The organism is Lysinibacillus sp. VIII_CA (assembly GCF_049943995.1).
GTDB lineage: Bacteria > Bacillota > Bacilli > Bacillales_A > Planococcaceae > Lysinibacillus > Lysinibacillus pinottii.
Genome location: NZ_JBNFXM010000002.1, coordinates 161,909 through 180,600, shown reverse-complemented (window position 1 = coordinate 180,600; position 18,692 = coordinate 161,909). Strand labels below are relative to the sequence as shown.

Genomic DNA, 18,692 nt, shown 5'->3' with positions numbered 1-18,692 from the left:
CTGCCTATATGAGCGCTCTCCACAATTGGACTAAGCGAAGTCTCCACATCTAAAATAATAAAAAAAGCCCCGTCCCTCACAAAAGGGACGAAGCGTATGCTCGTGGTTCCACCCTTCTTCCTTCCGACTTATCAAGTCAGACGAAGCTCAAGGCTAGCTAACGGGCTAGGGACCGGCGAAAGATTATCCCTTTCGCTGCTCAGCAGGTAGTAAATGATGCGTTCAAACTAGGAAGCTTTCAGCCGTTGACTTCCCTCTCTAGAAGCTGATACACAAAATTCATGTCCTCATCAATGCATATTGATATTTAGTATATGAGTCAGTATACGCTCGATTGTCGAAAAATGCAACTACCAATGTTACATCCTACGGTTATTGCCACGCATTTCAATTGGCTCTGTCAAGGCTTTAATACGCTCCATTATACGGCCTGCCTTAACAACCTCAATATCACCTTTTTGTGATTGAGCTAAATGGTGCTCTAATTCTCCATAATTAAAATTTGATGTAATAAACGTTGGCAATTGTTCCGCCATACGATAATGGAAAATAGTCCCTAAAATTTCATCCCGTGTCCAGGCGGTCATTGTTTCTGCACCTAAATCATCGAGCATTAAAACAGGTGCCTTTTTAATATAATCTATTTTTTCATTCAATGTATTATCGCCAATAGCATTTTTCATTTCCCGTAAAAATTCTGGCACGAAGACAACCACTGAACGTATTTTAATAGACGCTAGCTCATTGGCGATTGCACCAAGCACAAAAGACTTCCCCACGCCGAATTTACCGTATAAGTAAAAACCCTTTGATGGTAAATGACCTGATTCTTTTGTCGCTTTTACAAATTGTGCTGCTTTTTGGGCAATCATCACCCGAGACTCATCATCGATACTTAAATCTTGAATAGTTGCTTGAAGCACATCTTTTGGCATATGCATACTTGCAATCATATTCGCGACATCCCGACGCTCTTCTTCCCTGATCTTTTGCTCACAGCGTACATAATCAATTTCAACTGTATTCCGAACTACCCTTAGAGTAGGGAGGAAGCCTTTTAAATAGTTTGTACAATGTTCTGTGTTATCACAACCACAACATTCCGTAGATTGACTAATAAATTCATGCAGCTTAGGTAAATTTCGTTCGATATTATCATAGCTTAATTCATCTGCATGACGTGCAAGAAATTCCTGTACTCGGGGATTATCTAAAATTTCACGTCGCATAGCTTCATAGCGTTCTTGAAACGAGGGTACATTAATAGCTCGTTTTAATGGTCCATTTATTGGTTCGATTGTTGTTCACCTTCTTTACTATTCACTTTTCCCTAGCATTTCTAATATTTTTTGACGTTCTTTTTCAAAATCTATCGTGCTAGAAGTACTTTCCTCTTGTTTCTCATCACGTTTATAAAACCACTCAGGAACTTTTTCTTCTCGTTGATGTCCTGAACGTCCCTTAACACGCTGACTCGTTTTAGTGGTCGTTTGAGGTTTATTTTTCCAAGTTGTATATTTATCATGCTCTTGGCGTGCAAGTTCCATTGCTTCTTTAGCGGTTTGAATATTTTTACGAACCCAATGATCCGCAATCGTTTCCACATATTTTTTAGGTAACTTCATATCCGTTGTTAACATAACATACTCTAGCAAAGCATTGACTACCCCAACCGGCATGCCATGCTGTACAATCAAACTTTCCGCAAGTTGTACAGAGGTTTGCAAAGGTTCTTTTCCATTATTAATGTCACGTAACACTTGAATAGGAGCTGTAGTCTCTAAATAGTGTTGTAGCTCCTGATCCTTCGTTTTTTGTCCCGTTTCTTCTAATGGCAACTGTTCGCTAACTCTCGCTATTTTGGGCGGCTCTTTTGACACAGTTAACTTATAGAAATCAGCAGCTGCCTTGCGTAAGCGCTCTTGAGAAATTCCTAAATCATCGTCTAAAGCAAGAATCACCACTTTTTGCATATCGAGCGCTGTTAAATGATATAAAAATGCTAGCTTTGCGATAGCCTCACGAACTTCTAATGTCAGTAAACTAGACGGTACCAATTGCTCGGATAACCCTGCTTGTAACAAATCGAAGTCAAATTGCTCCAAATAAAAAGGATACACCCTTTGTTGTTTATCCTTACGATTCGTATCCACTTGTAAATCTGATGGAATATTGGAATGAACGGGCTTATAGACATCTATAAAGGCACGAGATACATCCTTTAACTCCGCGTCCCTTACAGGGGATATAAAACGTTGACGCAAATTACGATATGCATGCTCTCCAATTTTGCTAAATAAAAACATCGACAACAACGGGTCTTTCATAAAGCTTTCTGCATCTAATGGACGCTGTAGCTCATATAAAAAACTCCGCTCACCAGCATTTTCTTTTTTCCATGTACGTAGTAAACCAATCGCTTCAAGGGCTATTCGTGCCTCAAACACTTTACCAATGGGCAGACCAAGCACATTCATTAAATAATAATGTGTCATTTGCTGCTTTGGTATCTGCTCTGCTTCAGCCCATAAAGTTAAGTATAGGCTGATGGGGTCTGAGCCCGTTAACGGTTGATAGAATAATGTTACTAATTGACGCTCTTGAGTAGAAAATGCATGAGGTAGACGAATGTCAAAAGGATCGCCAGGCTGCAATTCCTTATATAAATGAATCAACGTCATTCATCCTCTCTATTTTCTATGATTTCTGCTCCGTTTGACGTTGAATAATATCTTTAATCTCCTCGATAAAGACATTGATATCTTTAAACTGTCGGTAGACCGATGCAAAACGGACATACGCCACCTCATCAATTTTGGATAAGCGATCCATGACCAATTCACCGACATCTTCTGAACGTACCTCCGAATTTCCAATACGACGAAGATCTTTTTCAATTGATAGGACAAGTTGCTCCAGTATATCAAGCGCAACTGGGCGTTTCTCACAGGCACGAATAAGGCCACGAAGTACCTTTTCACGGCTAAATTCCTCTCGTGAACCTTCTTTTTTCACTACAACTAATGGGGTCTCTTCAATTTTTTCAAACGTTGTAAAACGGAAGCCACATGACTCACATTCACGACGTCTACGAATTTCTTTGTTATCATCTACTGGCCTCGAATCCACAACACGCGTTCCGTTAAATTGGCAAGATGGACATCTCATATAATTACTCTCCTGGTTTACAACAATTTAATATTTCTATTATAACAAATTTCCTACATATAAGAAAAGTGCATTCACGTAGTGAGCTCATGATAAACCTAAAGCACCTAAAGTACAAGGAAAGTTTTTTAAAAAAAGCACATTGAAACCCGTTAGATTTCAATGTGCTCAAGATAAAAATATTATTATGCGTTAACTGTTTCTAATGCATTAGCTACTTTTTTCACTAGGTCCACAACACGCGCAGAGTAACCCCATTCATTGTCATACCAAGCAAGTACTTTCACTTTACGGTTACCTAATACCATTGTGGAAAGCCCATCAACTGTTGATGAGTAAGTCGTTGTGTTGTAATCAGAAGATACTAGTGGTTCAACTGAGAAATTTAAAATACCTTTCATTGGACCTTCTGTTGCAGCTTTTACAAAAGCTGCATTAACAGCATCAACTGTTACATCTGTATTTAAATCTACTACAAGGTCCACTAAAGAAACATTTGGTGTTGGAACGCGAAGTGCCATACCATGAATTTTACCTTCTAATTCAGGTAGAACTAATTTTAATGCTTTGGCAGCACCTGTAGATGTAGGAATAATTGATTGTGCGCACCCACGTGCACGACGTAAATCTTTATGTGGATTATCTAAGTTCTTTTGATCGTTTGTATAAGCATGAACAGTTGTCATCAAACCATTTTCAATACCAAATGTATCATTTAATACTTTTGCTACTGGTGCTAAGCAGTTTGTTGTACAAGAAGCGTTTGAAATTACATCATGTTTAGCAATATCAAGTTTGTCATCATTAACACCTAAAACAATTGTTACATCTTCGTTTTTACCAGGTGCTGTTAAGATAACTTTTTTCGCGCCAGCCTCTAAGTGCATTGCTGCTTTGTCACGTTCATTAAATTTACCTGTAGCTTCTATAACGATATCAACACCCATTGTAGCCCAAGGTAATTTTAATGGGTCGCGTTCGCTAATAATTTGAACTCGTTTGCCATTTACAACTAAAGCATCGCCTGCTGGTTCTACTGTACCTTCAAATGTTCCGTGATTTGTGTCATACTTAATCAAATGTGCTAACGTTTCTGCTGGATAGCTAGCGTTAATAGCAACAATATTTAAATTTTCTTGTACGATCGCTTGGCGGAAAACCATACGTCCGATACGTCCGAAACCATTAATAGCAATTGATACTGTCATTTAAAAATCCTCCTGTGAGTACATACTCAGATTAATTATATACTTTATGGTGATTAGTATAACACAATTTTAAAAAAGATGAACATTATATACTCATATTATTAAAGTTCTTATTTTCTGAAAAATTATCTCTTATTATGGCATTCACCCATAAAAAAATGTGTAGCAAGATGTACTTGCTACACATTTTTAGTCTGAAGCCATTTAAATTACACCCCAGAAAGCTAGAATTTTCTTTAATTGTTCCTCTGTATTTTCCAGATTCTCATTATTATAAATGACTGCATGAGCTCCCTTTTCTTTCACAGACATAGGCAACTGTGAATGCATGCGCGCCAAGGCATCCTCTTTTGTTAAATGATTGCGTTCCATTAAACGTCGAAGCTGAACCTCTTCACTTACCGACACTACAATGATACGCTCTACAAAATGCTGAAGCTTACTTTCAAATAACAGGGGAATATCCATGACAACATGTTCATGACCGCTCTCTAAATAGGCATCCCGTTGACGTAGCATTTCCTTTCTAATGGCCGGATGCATAATATCATTTAAAATTTTTCGTTTGGCTGGCTCATGAAAAATAATATTTCCAAGCATTGTCCGATTCAAATTGCCATCCTCTAGTAAAATATCTTGGCCGAAGTTTTCTGCAATAAATGCCAATGTCTCCGTTCCTGGTTCGACAACATCTCGCGCTACAATGTCTGCATCCACAATCGGTAATCCTAGTTCGAGCATCATTTTTGCTACTGTACTTTTTCCGCTTGCAATACTTCCTGTAAGTCCGATAATCATTGTTAAATCCCCTTTAATGTTGACAATTTGGGCAAAAAGACGACGTCCGCCCACCAATCGTCATTTGACTTGTTGCTGTTTCACAGGCGGGGCATATTTTTTTTCCATACATTTTCAAACGATTCTGCATGCTCCCAGCTTCCCCATTAATATTTCGATAATCAGAGATAGTTGAACCACCTGCTTCAATACTTTGACGTAAAACAGCAACGATCTCCTCAAATAATGCTCGTTTGCGCTTCTCACTTATGCGGTTCATTTTTCGTGCAGGATGAATTTTCTGAGCGAATAGCGCCTCCGTTGCATAAATATTGCCACAACCCGAAATGACTTGCCCATCCATAATCACTTCTTTTACGGCCTTATTCGCATATTTCGGTAATGTAGATTTTGTTATAAAAAATTCACACGCTAATTCATCAAAGGGCTCTGGTGCCATTTTTGTTAATGGTATATGATCTTCAATTTTTGCCAAAAATCGTAGTTCACCAAAACGTCGTATATCTGAATAAATTAAGTAACCACCATCAGCCATCTTAAATGTTGCATGTATATGCTTTTGGAATTTGGCTTCATTGATGTCTTCTGGTGAATTTACAACAAACCATGCACCTGTCATTCCTAAGTGACTAACAAGAACATAAGGAACCTCATCTTTCAATAAATGAAAGAAAATATATTTCGCACGTCGTTCAATTTTTGTAATCGTCATTTCAGACAATGTTAATTCAAATGCATCAGGCTCCGCTTGTTTAACAATACATTGTTTCCCCTCACTAAAAGAAAAGTGTACCCTTTCAGATAGCTGAACATGTTGAATTGTACGTCCTTCAACCTTTGGCTTCAATGCCTGGACGACACCTTCTACCTCTGGTAACTCAGGCATTTGAACCCCTCCTTATTTTGCTTCATACCATGTCGAACCATGGTTAAAATCTACTTTTAGCGGTACGGAAAGCTCAATCGCATTTTCCATTACCTCTGGTACAATTTTTTCTAACATCGCAATCTCTTCCTTAGGTGCTTCAAAGATTAATTCATCATGCACTTGTAAGAGTAGCTTTGCCTGCATATTTTCCTTTTTTAGTCGAGCATCCATATCAATCATTGCTTTTTTAATAATATCCGCAGCACTTCCCTGAATCGGGGTATTCATAGCCGTACGCTCAGCAAAACTTCTTAAATTAAAGTTCGAGCTTGTGATATCTGGTAAATACCGACGTCTATTTAAAATCGTTGTGACATAGCCATTGAACTTCGCATTTTGCACAATATCATCCATATACTGTTTGACGCCTGGGAAACTAGCGAAATATTTCTCAATAAAAGTTGCCGCTTCCTTACGGGTAATATCTAGATTTTGTGATAGACCATAATCACTGATTCCATAAACAATCCCAAAGTTCACAGCCTTTGCTGCACGACGCATATTACTATCAACTTCTTCTTCGGATACATGGAATACATCCATCGCTGTTCGTGTATGAACATCCATCCCTTCACGGAAGGCCTCTACAAGGTTTTTATCTTCCGACATATGAGCGAGTACACGTAATTCGATTTGCGAATAATCCGCAGAAAACAGGATCCAATCCTCTTTTGAAGGGACAAATGCTTGACGGATTTTACGTCCCTCCTCTAAACGGATAGGGATGTTTTGTAAATTTGGATCTGTCGAGCTTAGTCGTCCTGTGGCGGTTAGAGCTTGTTGGAAACGAGTATGCACCTTGCTATCCTTTTCATGTATTTCCTTTAGCAACCCTTCAATATAAGTAGATTGTAATTTACCAAGCTGACGATATAACAGAATATATTCAATAATGGCATGCTCTGATTTTAATTTTTCTAATACATCAGCAGCCGTCGAATAGCCCGTCTTCGTTTTTTTAATAACAGGTAAGCCCAATTTATCGAATAAAATAACACCTAATTGTTTTGGTGAATTAATATTGAAGGTTTCTCCTGCCTCCGCATAAATTTCTTGTTCAAGTACGACAAGCTTATCGTTAAGCTCTTGTCCCATTTTTTCTAGCGTGGCACGGTTAACAGTAATGCCTTCACTTTCCATCTCACCTAAAATGGCTGCCAGAGGCAATTCCAACTCTTTATAAAGGTCAAATTGTTCATTTTCTTTTAATAATGCCTCTAGCCTCGGCTGTAATGACCATACAGCATAGGCTTTTCGGCTAACATGCTGAGCAAGCTTATCTATTTCAGGTACAGCACGTTTAGCTCCCTTTCCATAGACCGTTTCATCTGCTTGTACATCATAATACCCAAGCTCTCTTGCAAGAGTGGCAACATCATCTCCACTAAGTCCGGGATTATTAATATACGAAGCAAGCACTAAATCAAAATCAACGCCAGCTAATTGAATACCTGCTCGTTTTAATGCCGCTTTAGACGCTTTGGAATCAGACATATATTTTATTTTTGATGAATCCTCTAACCAGCGACGTAGTATATCTGATTTTGCCGCAATCTCAAAAGGAATGTATTGAGTCTTTGTTCCATCAGATAATGCCATCCCTAGTAGCGCACAGGTGTGGTAATGTTCATTCTCTAGCTCCACATGCACAGCCATCACATCTTGTAAGTCTTCTTGGCGTACTTCTTGAACTTGTTCAAAATCAAAAGGTGTTTGCTCTTGCTCTTGCACTGTAAAATCACTTTTCTCGAGCAGTGATTTAAAGCCCAGCTCACGCCATACATTCATTAATTCTTCTTCATTTGGTCCGTTGTAAGCGAGATCAGTTAGTGAAATGGTAATTGGTGCATCTGTATAAATCGTTGCCAGTTTCTTACTCATAATAGCCTGCTCTTCATTGGCTACCAGCTTTTCTTTCATTTTAGAAGCTTTCAATGTATCCATCGCCTCATAAAGTGCCTCAACGGAGCCATGCTCTTTTAATAGTTTGACGGCAGTCTTTTCACCAACACCTGGCACACCAGGAATATTATCTGAAGAATCACCCATTAAGCCTTTCATATCAATAATCTGTAGCGGCGTTAAACCGTACTTTTCTGCAATAAAGGCCGGAGTATTTCTCTCAATTTCTGTAATCCCCTTTTTCGTTATATAAACTGTTACTTGCTCCGTCGCAAGCTGTGTTAAATCACGGTCACCAGAAACGATAATCACATCCATATCCTGTGATGAAGCTTCTTTCGCCAGCGTCCCGATAATATCATCCGCTTCATATAAATCTTGCTCGTATTGTTTTATTCCATAAGCATCAATTAGCTTTCGTATATAAGGGAATTGCTCCGATAATTCTGGTGGAGTCTTTTGTCGTCCACCTTTATATTCTGTAAAGGTTTCATGACGGAAAGTTGTTTTTCCTGCATCAAAAGCCACTAAAATTTTCGTTGGTTGTTCTTCCTCTAATATTCTTTGTAGCATTGTTGTAAAGCCGTATACAGCATTTGTATGAATACCACTATCATTCGTCAACAATGGCAACGCAAAAAACGCGCGATATGCTAAACTATTACCGTCCAATAATAGTAATTTTTCTTTTGTCATAATATGATCCTCCTGCGTTGTCTTCTACTTCCTTCTACTTTATCATAACAATACATTTCAAGTAAAAAAAAGCAGACGGTCATCCCCTTGGATATTCGCTACTTTCGAGTCGCTATCCGTCATTCTCTTGGTTTTACCCGTCACTTTTAAAATCCTATCCATTACTTCTGGATTTCAATCTATAGCGACAAGCCAATCAGTGAAATTTTACTGATCATACAAAATAGAATGCGTTCAGTTATCGACCTTCTCTGAACAGTAAAGAAAGTTAATTATTTCCATATTAACAGGGTAGATGATTCTACGTATTCAATGCAAAAAACGTAAAAAACTTTCATTCGTGGAGAAAACTCCTTTGAATGAAAGTTCTATAATGGATTTATTGATTAGCTGTTCGATAAAAAATTTCTTCATATATAATCGTTAAGATAAATGCATTCATAAAGGCAAATACTAAAAATAATGGCATTCCACCAAGCTGTGGCTGTGTTAACTCTTTACTAAATACCATCACAGCACTAATTTGTGCTAAAAAGAAAATAAAGCCAATACCGACTTGCCATATAGGACGCTTGACCTTCCGTTTTTCATACCAAAACAACTTTTTAAACAGATTTCTTACATCATTCGCAATAATAATACTCACTAAAAAGATACTGACAAAAAATACAGGTATATGATAAACACTCTTTGTCATCCATGCAAAATCAGATAGGCGGAAAAAAAGAGTCAATAACGACGCTATACTACAAGCAATTCCTACATTTTGGAGCCATGTGCTAATTCTTAATTTCACAACTATTACCCCCAACAGTTCTTTTTTAAACATTATTATTCTATCAAATTATAGGCGGTTGGGGAATAGAAATTTGTAAGTTTCTATTATTTTCACAATATAACAATCCAATTGTATGGATACTTATAATTTTCATATTTTAAAAAAGTTGCCCTCCTAATAGGAGAGACGACTTTACTATCTATTATTTTAAATAACCAGATAAAATTTTCGCATAAGGTGATGACGCTGGCAAAATAATGACCGTATCCTCTCCAACCGTTTTCTTATAGGATTCTAGCGTGCGGTATAGGGAGTAAAATTCAGGATCTTGAGAAAATGATTTATTGTATATTTTTGCAGCTTCTGCTTCTCCCTCAGCTTGAATAATGGATGCCTCCTTATTCGCTGTAGCTAACATTGCCTGCACCTGTTGATCAGTTTGCGCTTCGATACGTCGTTTATCTGCATCCCCCTCAGAAAGATATAATTGAGCCGTTGATTCACGCTCTGAAATCATACGGGTAAATACAGATTGTTCATTTTCAGCGGGTAAGTCTGTACGACGAATACGTACATCCACTACTTCTACGCCATATTTGTCGTTTTGTAACAATTCATTAACTCGCTCTGTTACACGATCGTTGATGCTTCCTCGTGAGGAATTTTCATCATTAATAATTTCATCGTATCGTAGTTGCCCTAGCTCTGTTCTAATTACTGAGTAAATAAACTCCTCCATTCGAGTCTCTGCCTTACTAAGTGTACCTGCATTCGATATTAAAGCTTTTGGATCCGTAATACGCCAAACAGCATAGTTATCGATGATAATTCGTTTCTTATCCTTTGTATTAATTTCTTCTTCTGAAATATTATAGGTCATCTGATTTTTTGGTAATCGTGTAACACTTTGAATAAAAGGAATTTTCATTTTTAAGCCTGGATCTCGTTCAAATTTTACTACCTCTCCAAACTGGCGAACAACGGCATACTCAGATTCCTTTACAATATAAACATTAGCAAAGATAGTAAGGGCTGCCGCAAAGACAATTGTTAATGTAATGGCAAGAGACAGATATTTTTTAGGATTGAGCGTGCCTTTTTTCTCCATTTTCACGACATTGTCTCCCGAGTTACCGTCTGTTGGAGCCTTTTTTTTACTTTTTCCTGATAAAAAATTGAGGAATTTGTCAAGGTCCTTATTTTTTTGGTCCATTAATTCCCACTCCCTTCTTTTTTATCTGTTTGTGGCTGCTGAGGCTGTAATGGCTGTAGCGGTAAGTACTTCATTGTACTACCATCATCATTCATAATATATATTTGCGCCTTCGGTAAAACATTTTCAAGTGTCTCTAAAATTAATCGTTCTCGTGTAATTTGTTGATTCCCCTTATATTGCTCATACATCTTATTAAAGACAGCTACATCACCTTGAGCTTGCTCAATACGGGCTGTTTTTGCACCTTGTGCCTTGGAAATAATAGCATCTTTTTCACCCTCAGCTTCACTTTTACGCTGATTCATATACTTTTGTGCCTCATTCGTTTTTGTATTCTTTGTTTCACGTGCATCTGTTACTGCTGTAAAGGCAGCTCGCACTTCCTTGTTCGGTAATTCAACATCTTGCAACTTCACACCTAATACGCCAATACCAATATCATATTTTTCGATTAAGGACACTAGTAAATCGCGTGTTTTTGCTTCAATTTCAGCCTTCCCATCTGTTAATGCTGCATCAATTGTAGAGCTACCAATAATTGAACGAATGGCGCTTGATGTGGCGCTATGTAAAATTTCTTCGGGGCTTTGCGCGTTAAATAAAAATTTACGAGGATCAGTAATTTTCCATTGTACAACAAGGTCAGTTAATACAATATATTCATCGCCTGTAATCATCTTTGTCTCAGCATCATAGGCCTCTAGCTCTCCTGCCTTATTTTGCTTATAGCCAAACTGTAAACTGAACGTTTCTTTCGATAAAATTTCAACTGATTGAACTGGCCAAGGTAATTTAAAATGTAGTCCTGGGTTTGTAACCATTTCATCGGCACGACCAAATGTAATGACAACCGCTTGTTCTGATTCATCTACAGTGTACCAAGATGTAAATACGGTAATAAGTGCAATAACTCCAAAAATCCCAAGTCCAACCATCATTAGTGTCCTTTTCACACTCATGTCTATTCCTCCCTTTTATTATTTACTTATGTTTACGGGAAAGTCTTATAAAAAGTTTCAAAATATAGTGAATTTAGCATAAAAAAATCCTGCTACCTTTTATGGTAACAGGATATTAATAACTAGATGTTCAAAGACTGGGAAAATGGTTGTGGTTAATACAATGCTAATTAAAGCAGCCACAATCATTGCTAAACTGGCAAATGTTCCTTCTAGTTCACCAAATTCAAAAGCTCTTGATGTACCTGCCCCATGTGCGCCCATTCCTAACATTAAGCCTCTAGACGATGGGTTGTGGAATCGACATATTTTAATAACGATAGGTGCTAATAGGCTCCCTAAAATGCCTGTCGTCATAACAAAGACAGCTGTTAGAGTAGGGGAGCCCCCAATCATATTTGAAATGTCCATTGCAATAGGTGTTGTCACTGAACGTGGCACTAAACTATGCACAAGCTCATTGTTTAACCCTACTACTATGGCCATAATAAAAGATGAAATAATAGCAACTGTTGAACCAACCGCAATACTTATAAATATTTCGAAGGCATGTTTTTTTAATAAATTGATGTTTTTATAGATAGGAACCGCAAAAGCAACTGTTGCTGGTCCTAGTAAATTTGTTAAAACACTGGCTCCTGCATTATAAGATTTATATGGTATACCTGTTAGTAATAATAAGATAATAATGACAATTGGCGTCACCAGCATCGGTGTCAGCCATTCTTTTTTATATTTCTTATAAATCATTTTACAAATATAAAAAATAATAATTGTTCCAAGTAAGCTAATACCGGCTATCCCAAAACTCATACCGTATCACCCTTCTTTCGATGTTCTAGCCATTGTGCCGTATAGCCCGTTACAAACATCACAATAATCGCGCTTCCAACAATGACCAATACAACCTTCATGCCTTGGACACCGAATAATGCATCATAATCGATGACACCAATAGCAGATGGGATGAAGAAGAGTAAAAGTTCACTTAGTAATAATGCTGCCCCTAGCTCAATCCATTCAAGCTTGATAATATGAAACTGTAAAAGTAAAAATAATAGAACGAGTCCTATTATGCTCCCTGGAATCGGCAAGTGAAGTAGGCGTGCAATACTATTTCCAATCAATAAAAGGAAATAAAGAAAGCCAATTTGCACGATACTTTTGACGATTTTCATGGTCATCCTTCTCTCATTTTTTTCTCTGCTTCAACAGTCAGAAAACACGATTCAAATGAAAAGAAGTTATGCTTTCACTGACTGTTCAAGCTGTAATTTGACAAACAATCTACAATGGATTGATGTTAAACTTTTATGCTACTATACTTTACACCTATTTACCCTCTCTGTAAAACAGAAAAAAGAATCTATTGCCTAATCATTAGACAATAGATTCTCCTGTAGTGAAAAATAAAGCAGTTATTAAAAAATCCCCCAACACAAAGATGGTGAGTGATTTTTTAGGTTATAGTCTTAACAATCATATAAGGGGGTTTCTACTGACAAGTATAGTCCCCAAATATGAATGTAACATTTTGTTCATGTAAAGGATTTGTTAATTTTTCGGAATCATCACAATCATTGTTGTCCCTACTCCAACTTCACTTTCTACTTGAATACGTCCATGATGTGCCTCAACAAGATGCTTTACAATCGCTAAGCCTAGACCTGTGCCGCCTGAATTTCTGCTTCTCGCGCGATCAACACGATAAAAGCGCTCAAACACGCGGGCAATTTCATGCTTTTCAATGCCGATTCCTTGATCTTCAATTTCAATAATCCCATATGTTTCATTTTCCTTTAAACGAATAGACACCGTTGTATTTTCTGGGGAATAGGTGATCGCATTGGTAATTAAATTCGTCACTATTTGAATAATACGATTGGCATCTCCCATTACTTGTACGTCACCGTCAATATCCACTTGAAAGCTCATATTTTTTTCATCTAAGCGTGGCGCTGTTAGCTCTGCTCCACGAATCAGCACATCCTGCAAGCCCATTGGCATAATGTTAACCGTGAAGCCATGCTGCTCAATCTTAGAAAGCTCTAATAAATCCTGAATGAGCATTTGAAGACGATTACTTTCTTTATAAATAATTTCTAAGAAAGATATTAACATTTTTTCGTCTTTATAGGCTCCATCCAATAAAGTTTCGGAAAAACCTTTAATAGAGGTAATCGGCGTTCGCAATTCATGAGATACATTGGCAACAAAGTCTTTGCGAATTTGCTCTAAACGGACAAGCTCCGTTATATCATGCATAACGATAACAACGCCTAGCCATCGTCCATGGTCCCCTATTACAGGTGCTCCATATACTTCTTTATTATATAGCTCCTGCTTTATCTCCATTTTAATCTGCTGTCGATAAGGCATCTCTGTAAGAAATACGTGATCGATAAACTGCTCTAATGATTTGGGTAAACCAATTGTCCGGAAGACCTTTCCCTGAACTTCATCAATCTGCATACCAAATCGCTCTAAAAAAACGCGATTTACGATTGAAATATTGCCTTCACGCCCAATCATCATGAGAGAGCTGCCCATATTTTCGATTAACGTTTTCAGCCTCTCTTCTTCTACTTCACGGACAGTCGTAATATCCTGTAAATTACGAGCTAAAATATTAATCGAATGACTTAATGGTATCATGCGTTCATATTCATTTTCCTGTGCACGTGCACGATAGTTCCCCTTTGCAAGTTCAAGAGCCGTTTCCGTAACATTATCGATTGGTGCTGTAAAATTTCGAATCATATAGCGACTGACAATTCCGATTAAAATCAGTGTGATAGTGAAGAGAATCGCCAATATGATATAGAGCCTCGCCCGCACAAAGGTCAAAGAATCCTCTTGATCCAAGCTCAGTGATGCAATTAATGCTTCTTGATCTTCCTGTGAAAGTTGAATCTTGCGTTCATCTATTATTTGAGTCATTAATGCTTGTTTATGAGTATTTGCTTCCTCATTGTGTTGCTTGATATAAACAGGAAAAAGCTGACCTATAACAATCATTAGGACAGCTAGTATCGTTCCAAGTAAAAACATGAATGTCAAAAATAAGCGGTTGCTCATTGATTTCATGACGTTTTCGGCTCCTCAAATTTATAGCCCAGCCCTCTAATTGTTTTAATAAACATTGGCTTACGACTATTTTCCTCTATTTTATCGCGAAGGTGGCTAATATGAACATCCACAATTCGAGTATCGCCAGCAAAATCGTATTTCCATACAGCGCTTAATAGCTGATCACGTGTTAATACACGATTTTTATTTTCTAGTAAGTAAATGAGTAATTCAAATTCCTTTGGTGTAAACTCCAATGCTTCATCTTGTAAAAAGACTTCAAAGCGCTCTGGAAATACACGCAATTGCCCAAACTCAAACATTTTCTCTTGAGGCTCATCTTTCTCATCTGATACAACATTTTGTGTAAAACGTCTTAAAACAGCCTTAACTCGTGCTAATACTTCCCGCGGACTAAAGGGTTTAGTCATATAATCATCTGCACCTAATTCTAGACCAAGTACTTTATCAAATTCATCATCTTTTGCTGTTAACATAATAATGGGCGTATTCATACGCTGCTGACGTATTTGTTTGCATACTTCCATACCATCTAGTTTTGGTAGCATCAAATCTAACAGGATTAAATTAGGCTGTATGTCAATTGCTTTTTCCAGACCTTCTTGTCCATCCGCAGCTGTTTCCACTAAATAGCCAGCCTGTTCTAAATTATATTTCAATAATGTTGCGATTGAAAATTCATCTTCAATAACTAATATCGTTTTTGTCATAATATAATGCCTCCGTTAGTGATTTGAAACCCCCATTTCAAATCTCAAGACGTCTATAATGCAAGTGGTGGTGTCACCAACAACATACCTTCAATCACAAGCTGCTTTTGCTCATTATAAGAGTGAACAGACACAGTAATCGTATTTTCGTATTTATTAACTGCTGTTACCTCTAAAAGCGTATCAAACAATTCATAATGATAGAGAGGACCTAAATATTTTAAATGTTGCTCAATAATTCGTGCACCTGGTCCAGGAATATACTTTGACACAGCTGATGTAATAATACCATTTAACATGATGGTCGGGACAATCGGTTTTTCAAAAGGTGTCATCGCCGCATAATCATGTTGAATGTATAGTGGATTACTATCATTCGTGAGCCCCAAATACAACAACAGATCCCTATCCTCAATCTTTTCAGTGATATGGATCTTTTCGCCAACTGTAATTTCATCAATTGTCAGACCAAGTTTACTATTTTTTTGAAGCAAAGATACGCCAACCCCTTTTCTATCATACTACATTCATAGTATCAATTTTATGCCAAAAGTACAACGAAAAGCGAAGTACCCTAAGTCTCACAACACGTATACATAAAAAAACGAGCAGGAGTTACCTACTCGTTTTCTTAATCCAGCAAATACTCATGTACCACTGTTGAACTTCAGATACACAGACACTGCTATATATTTTTTCAATAGCTGAAATAAAGAGAGATCGATATGCTCCCCTAAAGTTTCTGACGGACAGCACCTTGAGTCGGACATTATTAACCTAAACTAGAATTTTCATCACGCTGCGTACTGCATCTGCCGATTGGTCTAAAGCTTCTTTTTCTTTGTCTGTTAACTCAAGCTCAAAGATTTTTTCAATACCATTTTCGCCAAGTAATGTAGGAACACCCAGATATATATCGCTATAGCCATATTCACCTTCTAAATAAGCAATAGATGGAAGAATACGCTTCTGATCTTTTATAATAGCTTCTGCCATTTCAATCAATGCTGCAGCAGGTGCATAGTACGCTGAACCGTTACCAAGTAAGTTAACGATTTCAGCACCACCATTACGTGTGCGATCTACAATTGCTTCTAGACGTTCAGAAGAGATTAATGATTCTAATGGAATACCACCTGCAAACGAATAACGTGTTAAAGGCACCATCGTATCTCCATGACCACCTAATACAAAACCAGTAATGTCTTTCACTGACACATTCAACTCTTCTGCGACAAATGCACAGAAACGCGCCGTATCAAGAACACCGGATTGTCCGATCACACGATTTTTTGGGAAACCAGTTTCTTTATAGACTGTATAGGTCATGGCATCCACTGGATTGGTAAGTACGATAATTGTGGCATTTGGTGAATGTTTGGCAATCTCTTTGGACACCGTTTTCATGACGCCTTGGTTGATTTGTACAAGATCATCACGACTCATACCTGGTTTACGGGCTACTCCAGCTGTAATAATGACTACGTCAGAATCCGCTGTATCCGCATAATCGGAAGTACCTTTTACATACGCATCATACCCTTGTATAGGCGCTGCTTCCCACATATCTAAAGCTTTTCCCTTTGTAGGATTTTCTGCTTGAGGGATATCTACTAATACAACGTCACCAAGTTCTTTCTGAGCTGCTAAGAACGCTGCTGTAGCACCTGTAAATCCTCCACCGATTACTGATAATTTTTTACGTTTCAGAGACATTTGAATACGCTCCTTTAAAATGGGGTTATATATTTTAAAAGAGGGAGGAGAAATACATCTCACTCCCTCGATTAAACAAGTTCATCGTAAATATTTTATTTAACGAAAATTCACTTTTACCCTAATTATATCGGCATTTATAAGCACACTTTTACGTGAAAATTTCTATATCAGAATAGAAAATTATAAGTTTTTGATTAACTCATTAGCGAATTCTGAACATTTCACTTCTGTAGCGCCATCCATTAAACGAGCAAAGTCATAAGTTACAACTTTAGAAGAAATTGTTTGCTCAACAGATTTAGTGATCATGTCAGCAGCCTCTTGCCATCCTAAGTGTTCAAGCATTAATACACCTGAAAGTAATACTGAAGATGGGTTTACTTTATCTAAACCAGCATATTTTGGAGCTGTACCGTGAGTAGCTTCGAAGATCGCATGTCCAGTTACATAGTTAATGTTAGCTCCTGGAGCGATACCGATACCACCAACTTGTGCAGCAAGTGCATCAGAAATATAGTCACCATTTAAGTTCATTGTAGCTACTACATCGAACTCAGTTGGACGAGTTAAGATTTGTTGTAAGAAGATATCTGCGATAGAATCTTTTACTAAGATTTTACCTGCTGCTAAAGCATCAGATTGTGCTTTGTTTGCTGCTTCTTCACCTTGTTCAGCTTTGATTGCATCGTATTGATTCCAAGTGAAAGTTTGATCAGCAAATTCTTTTTCTGCTAATTCATAACCCCATTTTTTGAATCCACCTTCAGTGAATTTCATGATGTTACCTTTATGAACTAAAGTAACAGATGGGCGTTTATGTTTAATTGCATATTCAATAGCAGAACGTACTAAACGCTCAGTACCTTCTTTAGATACAGGTTTTACACCGATACCAGAAGTTTCTGGGAAGCGGATTTGATTTACACCAAATTCAGATTGTAGGAAGTTGATGATTTTTTGAGCTTGTTCTGAACCAGATTCGAATTCAATACCAGCGTAGATGTCTTCTGTGTTTTCGCGGAAGATAACCATATCAACGTCTTCTGGGCGTTTAACTGGAGAAGGCACTCCATCAAAGTGACGTACTGGGCGTAAGCATACATATAAGTCAAGTTGTTGACGTAATGCTACGTTAAGAGAGCGGATACCACCACCGATTGGTGTAGTAAGAGGACCTTTGATTGCAATTAAGTATTCATTAATTTTGTCTAAAGTTTCTTGTGGTAACCATTCACCAGTTTGGTTAAATGCTTTTTCACCAGCTAAAACTTCTAACCATTCAATTTTCTTTTCACCGTTATAAGCTTTTTCTACTGCTGCGTCGATTACGCGTGATGCTGCTGCCCAGATATCTGGACCAATTCCATCACCTTCGATGAAAGGAATTACTGGATTATTTGGTACATTAAGTACGCCATTTTCAACTACAATTTTGTTTGACATTCTGTTGCCTCCTAAATTCATAATCATAGGACTGTGTTAGTGATAACACAGTCCCAAACATTCTAGCATATTTTCCA

The 18,692-nt window shown here is 37.6% G+C and carries 17 protein-coding genes; all 17 read right to left on the bottom strand.

The features are described 5' to 3' along the window. Nucleotides 1-359: 359 nt before the first annotated feature. Complete coding sequence (gene dnaI / locus ACP3VS_RS04120) at nt 360-1,289, bottom strand: primosomal protein DnaI (protein WP_257216206.1); 930 nt, start codon at nt 1,287-1,289, stop codon at nt 360-362. 27 nt (nt 1,290-1,316) lie between these two features. Further along, a complete protein-coding gene (locus ACP3VS_RS04115) occupies nt 1,317-2,681 on the bottom strand; it encodes a replication initiation and membrane attachment family protein (protein WP_325881772.1) in 1,365 nt (454 codons plus the stop codon). Nucleotides 2,682-2,697: 16 nt separating this feature from the next. Next, nucleotides 2,698-3,168 carry a transcriptional regulator NrdR gene (gene nrdR / locus ACP3VS_RS04110; protein WP_325881773.1) on the bottom strand — a complete coding sequence of 157 codons (471 nt, stop codon included), beginning with the start codon at nt 3,166-3,168 and terminating at the stop codon, nt 2,698-2,700. Between the two features lie 185 nt (nt 3,169-3,353). Beyond that, entirely contained in the window at nt 3,354-4,376 is a 1,023-nt protein-coding gene (locus ACP3VS_RS04105; RefSeq protein WP_008176871.1) for a glyceraldehyde-3-phosphate dehydrogenase, read from the bottom strand. A 204-nt stretch (nt 4,377-4,580) separates the two neighbouring features. Continuing rightward, entirely contained in the window at nt 4,581-5,174 is a 594-nt protein-coding gene (coaE, locus tag ACP3VS_RS04100; RefSeq protein ID WP_325881774.1) for a dephospho-CoA kinase, read from the bottom strand. A 13-nt stretch (nt 5,175-5,187) separates the two neighbouring features. After that, entirely contained in the window at nt 5,188-6,060 is an 873-nt protein-coding gene (mutM, locus tag ACP3VS_RS04095) for a bifunctional DNA-formamidopyrimidine glycosylase/DNA-(apurinic or apyrimidinic site) lyase (RefSeq protein WP_012295608.1), read from the bottom strand. A gap of 12 nt (nt 6,061-6,072) precedes the next feature. Beyond that, a complete protein-coding gene (gene polA / locus ACP3VS_RS04090) occupies nt 6,073-8,700 on the bottom strand; it encodes a DNA polymerase I (protein WP_325881775.1) in 2,628 nt (875 codons plus the stop codon). Between the two features lie 379 nt (nt 8,701-9,079). Beyond that, on the bottom strand, nt 9,080-9,496 hold the full coding sequence (locus tag ACP3VS_RS04085) for a hypothetical protein (protein ID WP_031418637.1): 417 nt from the start codon (nt 9,494-9,496) through the stop codon (nt 9,080-9,082). A 184-nt stretch (nt 9,497-9,680) separates the two neighbouring features. Then, the gene (hflC, locus tag ACP3VS_RS04080) at nt 9,681-10,691 is read right to left on the bottom strand and encodes a protease modulator HflC (protein WP_012295611.1); all 1,011 of its coding nucleotides are present in this window, start codon (nt 10,689-10,691) and stop codon (nt 9,681-9,683) included. Continuing rightward, nucleotides 10,691-11,653 carry an FtsH protease activity modulator HflK gene (hflK, locus tag ACP3VS_RS04075; protein ID WP_031418636.1) on the bottom strand — a complete coding sequence of 321 codons (963 nt, stop codon included), beginning with the start codon at nt 11,651-11,653 and terminating at the stop codon, nt 10,691-10,693. The genes hflC and hflK overlap by 1 nt, the downstream gene beginning before the upstream one ends. 99 nt (nt 11,654-11,752) lie before the next feature. After that, complete coding sequence (locus ACP3VS_RS04070) at nt 11,753-12,466, bottom strand: LrgB family protein (protein WP_012295613.1); 714 nt, start codon at nt 12,464-12,466, stop codon at nt 11,753-11,755. Continuing rightward, on the bottom strand, nt 12,463-12,831 hold the full coding sequence (locus ACP3VS_RS04065) for a CidA/LrgA family holin-like protein (RefSeq protein WP_036162295.1): 369 nt from the start codon (nt 12,829-12,831) through the stop codon (nt 12,463-12,465). Before ACP3VS_RS04065 ends, ACP3VS_RS04070 begins: the two co-directional genes overlap by 4 nt. A gap of 376 nt (nt 12,832-13,207) precedes the next feature. Next, a complete protein-coding gene (pnpS, locus tag ACP3VS_RS04060) occupies nt 13,208-14,740 on the bottom strand; it encodes a two-component system histidine kinase PnpS (protein WP_036164475.1) in 1,533 nt (510 codons plus the stop codon). Further along, the gene (locus ACP3VS_RS04055; protein WP_012295616.1) at nt 14,737-15,453 is read right to left on the bottom strand and encodes a response regulator transcription factor; all 717 of its coding nucleotides are present in this window, start codon (nt 15,451-15,453) and stop codon (nt 14,737-14,739) included. The genes pnpS and ACP3VS_RS04055 overlap by 4 nt, the downstream gene beginning before the upstream one ends. Nucleotides 15,454-15,506: 53 nt before the next feature. Next, nucleotides 15,507-15,947: a MaoC/PaaZ C-terminal domain-containing protein gene (locus tag ACP3VS_RS04050; RefSeq protein ID WP_008176852.1), complete on the bottom strand. Its 441-nt coding sequence runs from the start codon at nt 15,945-15,947 to the stop codon at nt 15,507-15,509. 283 nt (nt 15,948-16,230) lie between these two features. Continuing rightward, complete coding sequence (gene mdh / locus ACP3VS_RS04045; protein WP_426388401.1) at nt 16,231-17,169, bottom strand: malate dehydrogenase; 939 nt, start codon at nt 17,167-17,169, stop codon at nt 16,231-16,233. A gap of 183 nt (nt 17,170-17,352) precedes the next feature. Then, entirely contained in the window at nt 17,353-18,615 is a 1,263-nt protein-coding gene (gene icd / locus ACP3VS_RS04040) for an NADP-dependent isocitrate dehydrogenase (protein ID WP_031418629.1), read from the bottom strand. Between the last annotated feature and the right edge of the window lie 77 nt (nt 18,616-18,692).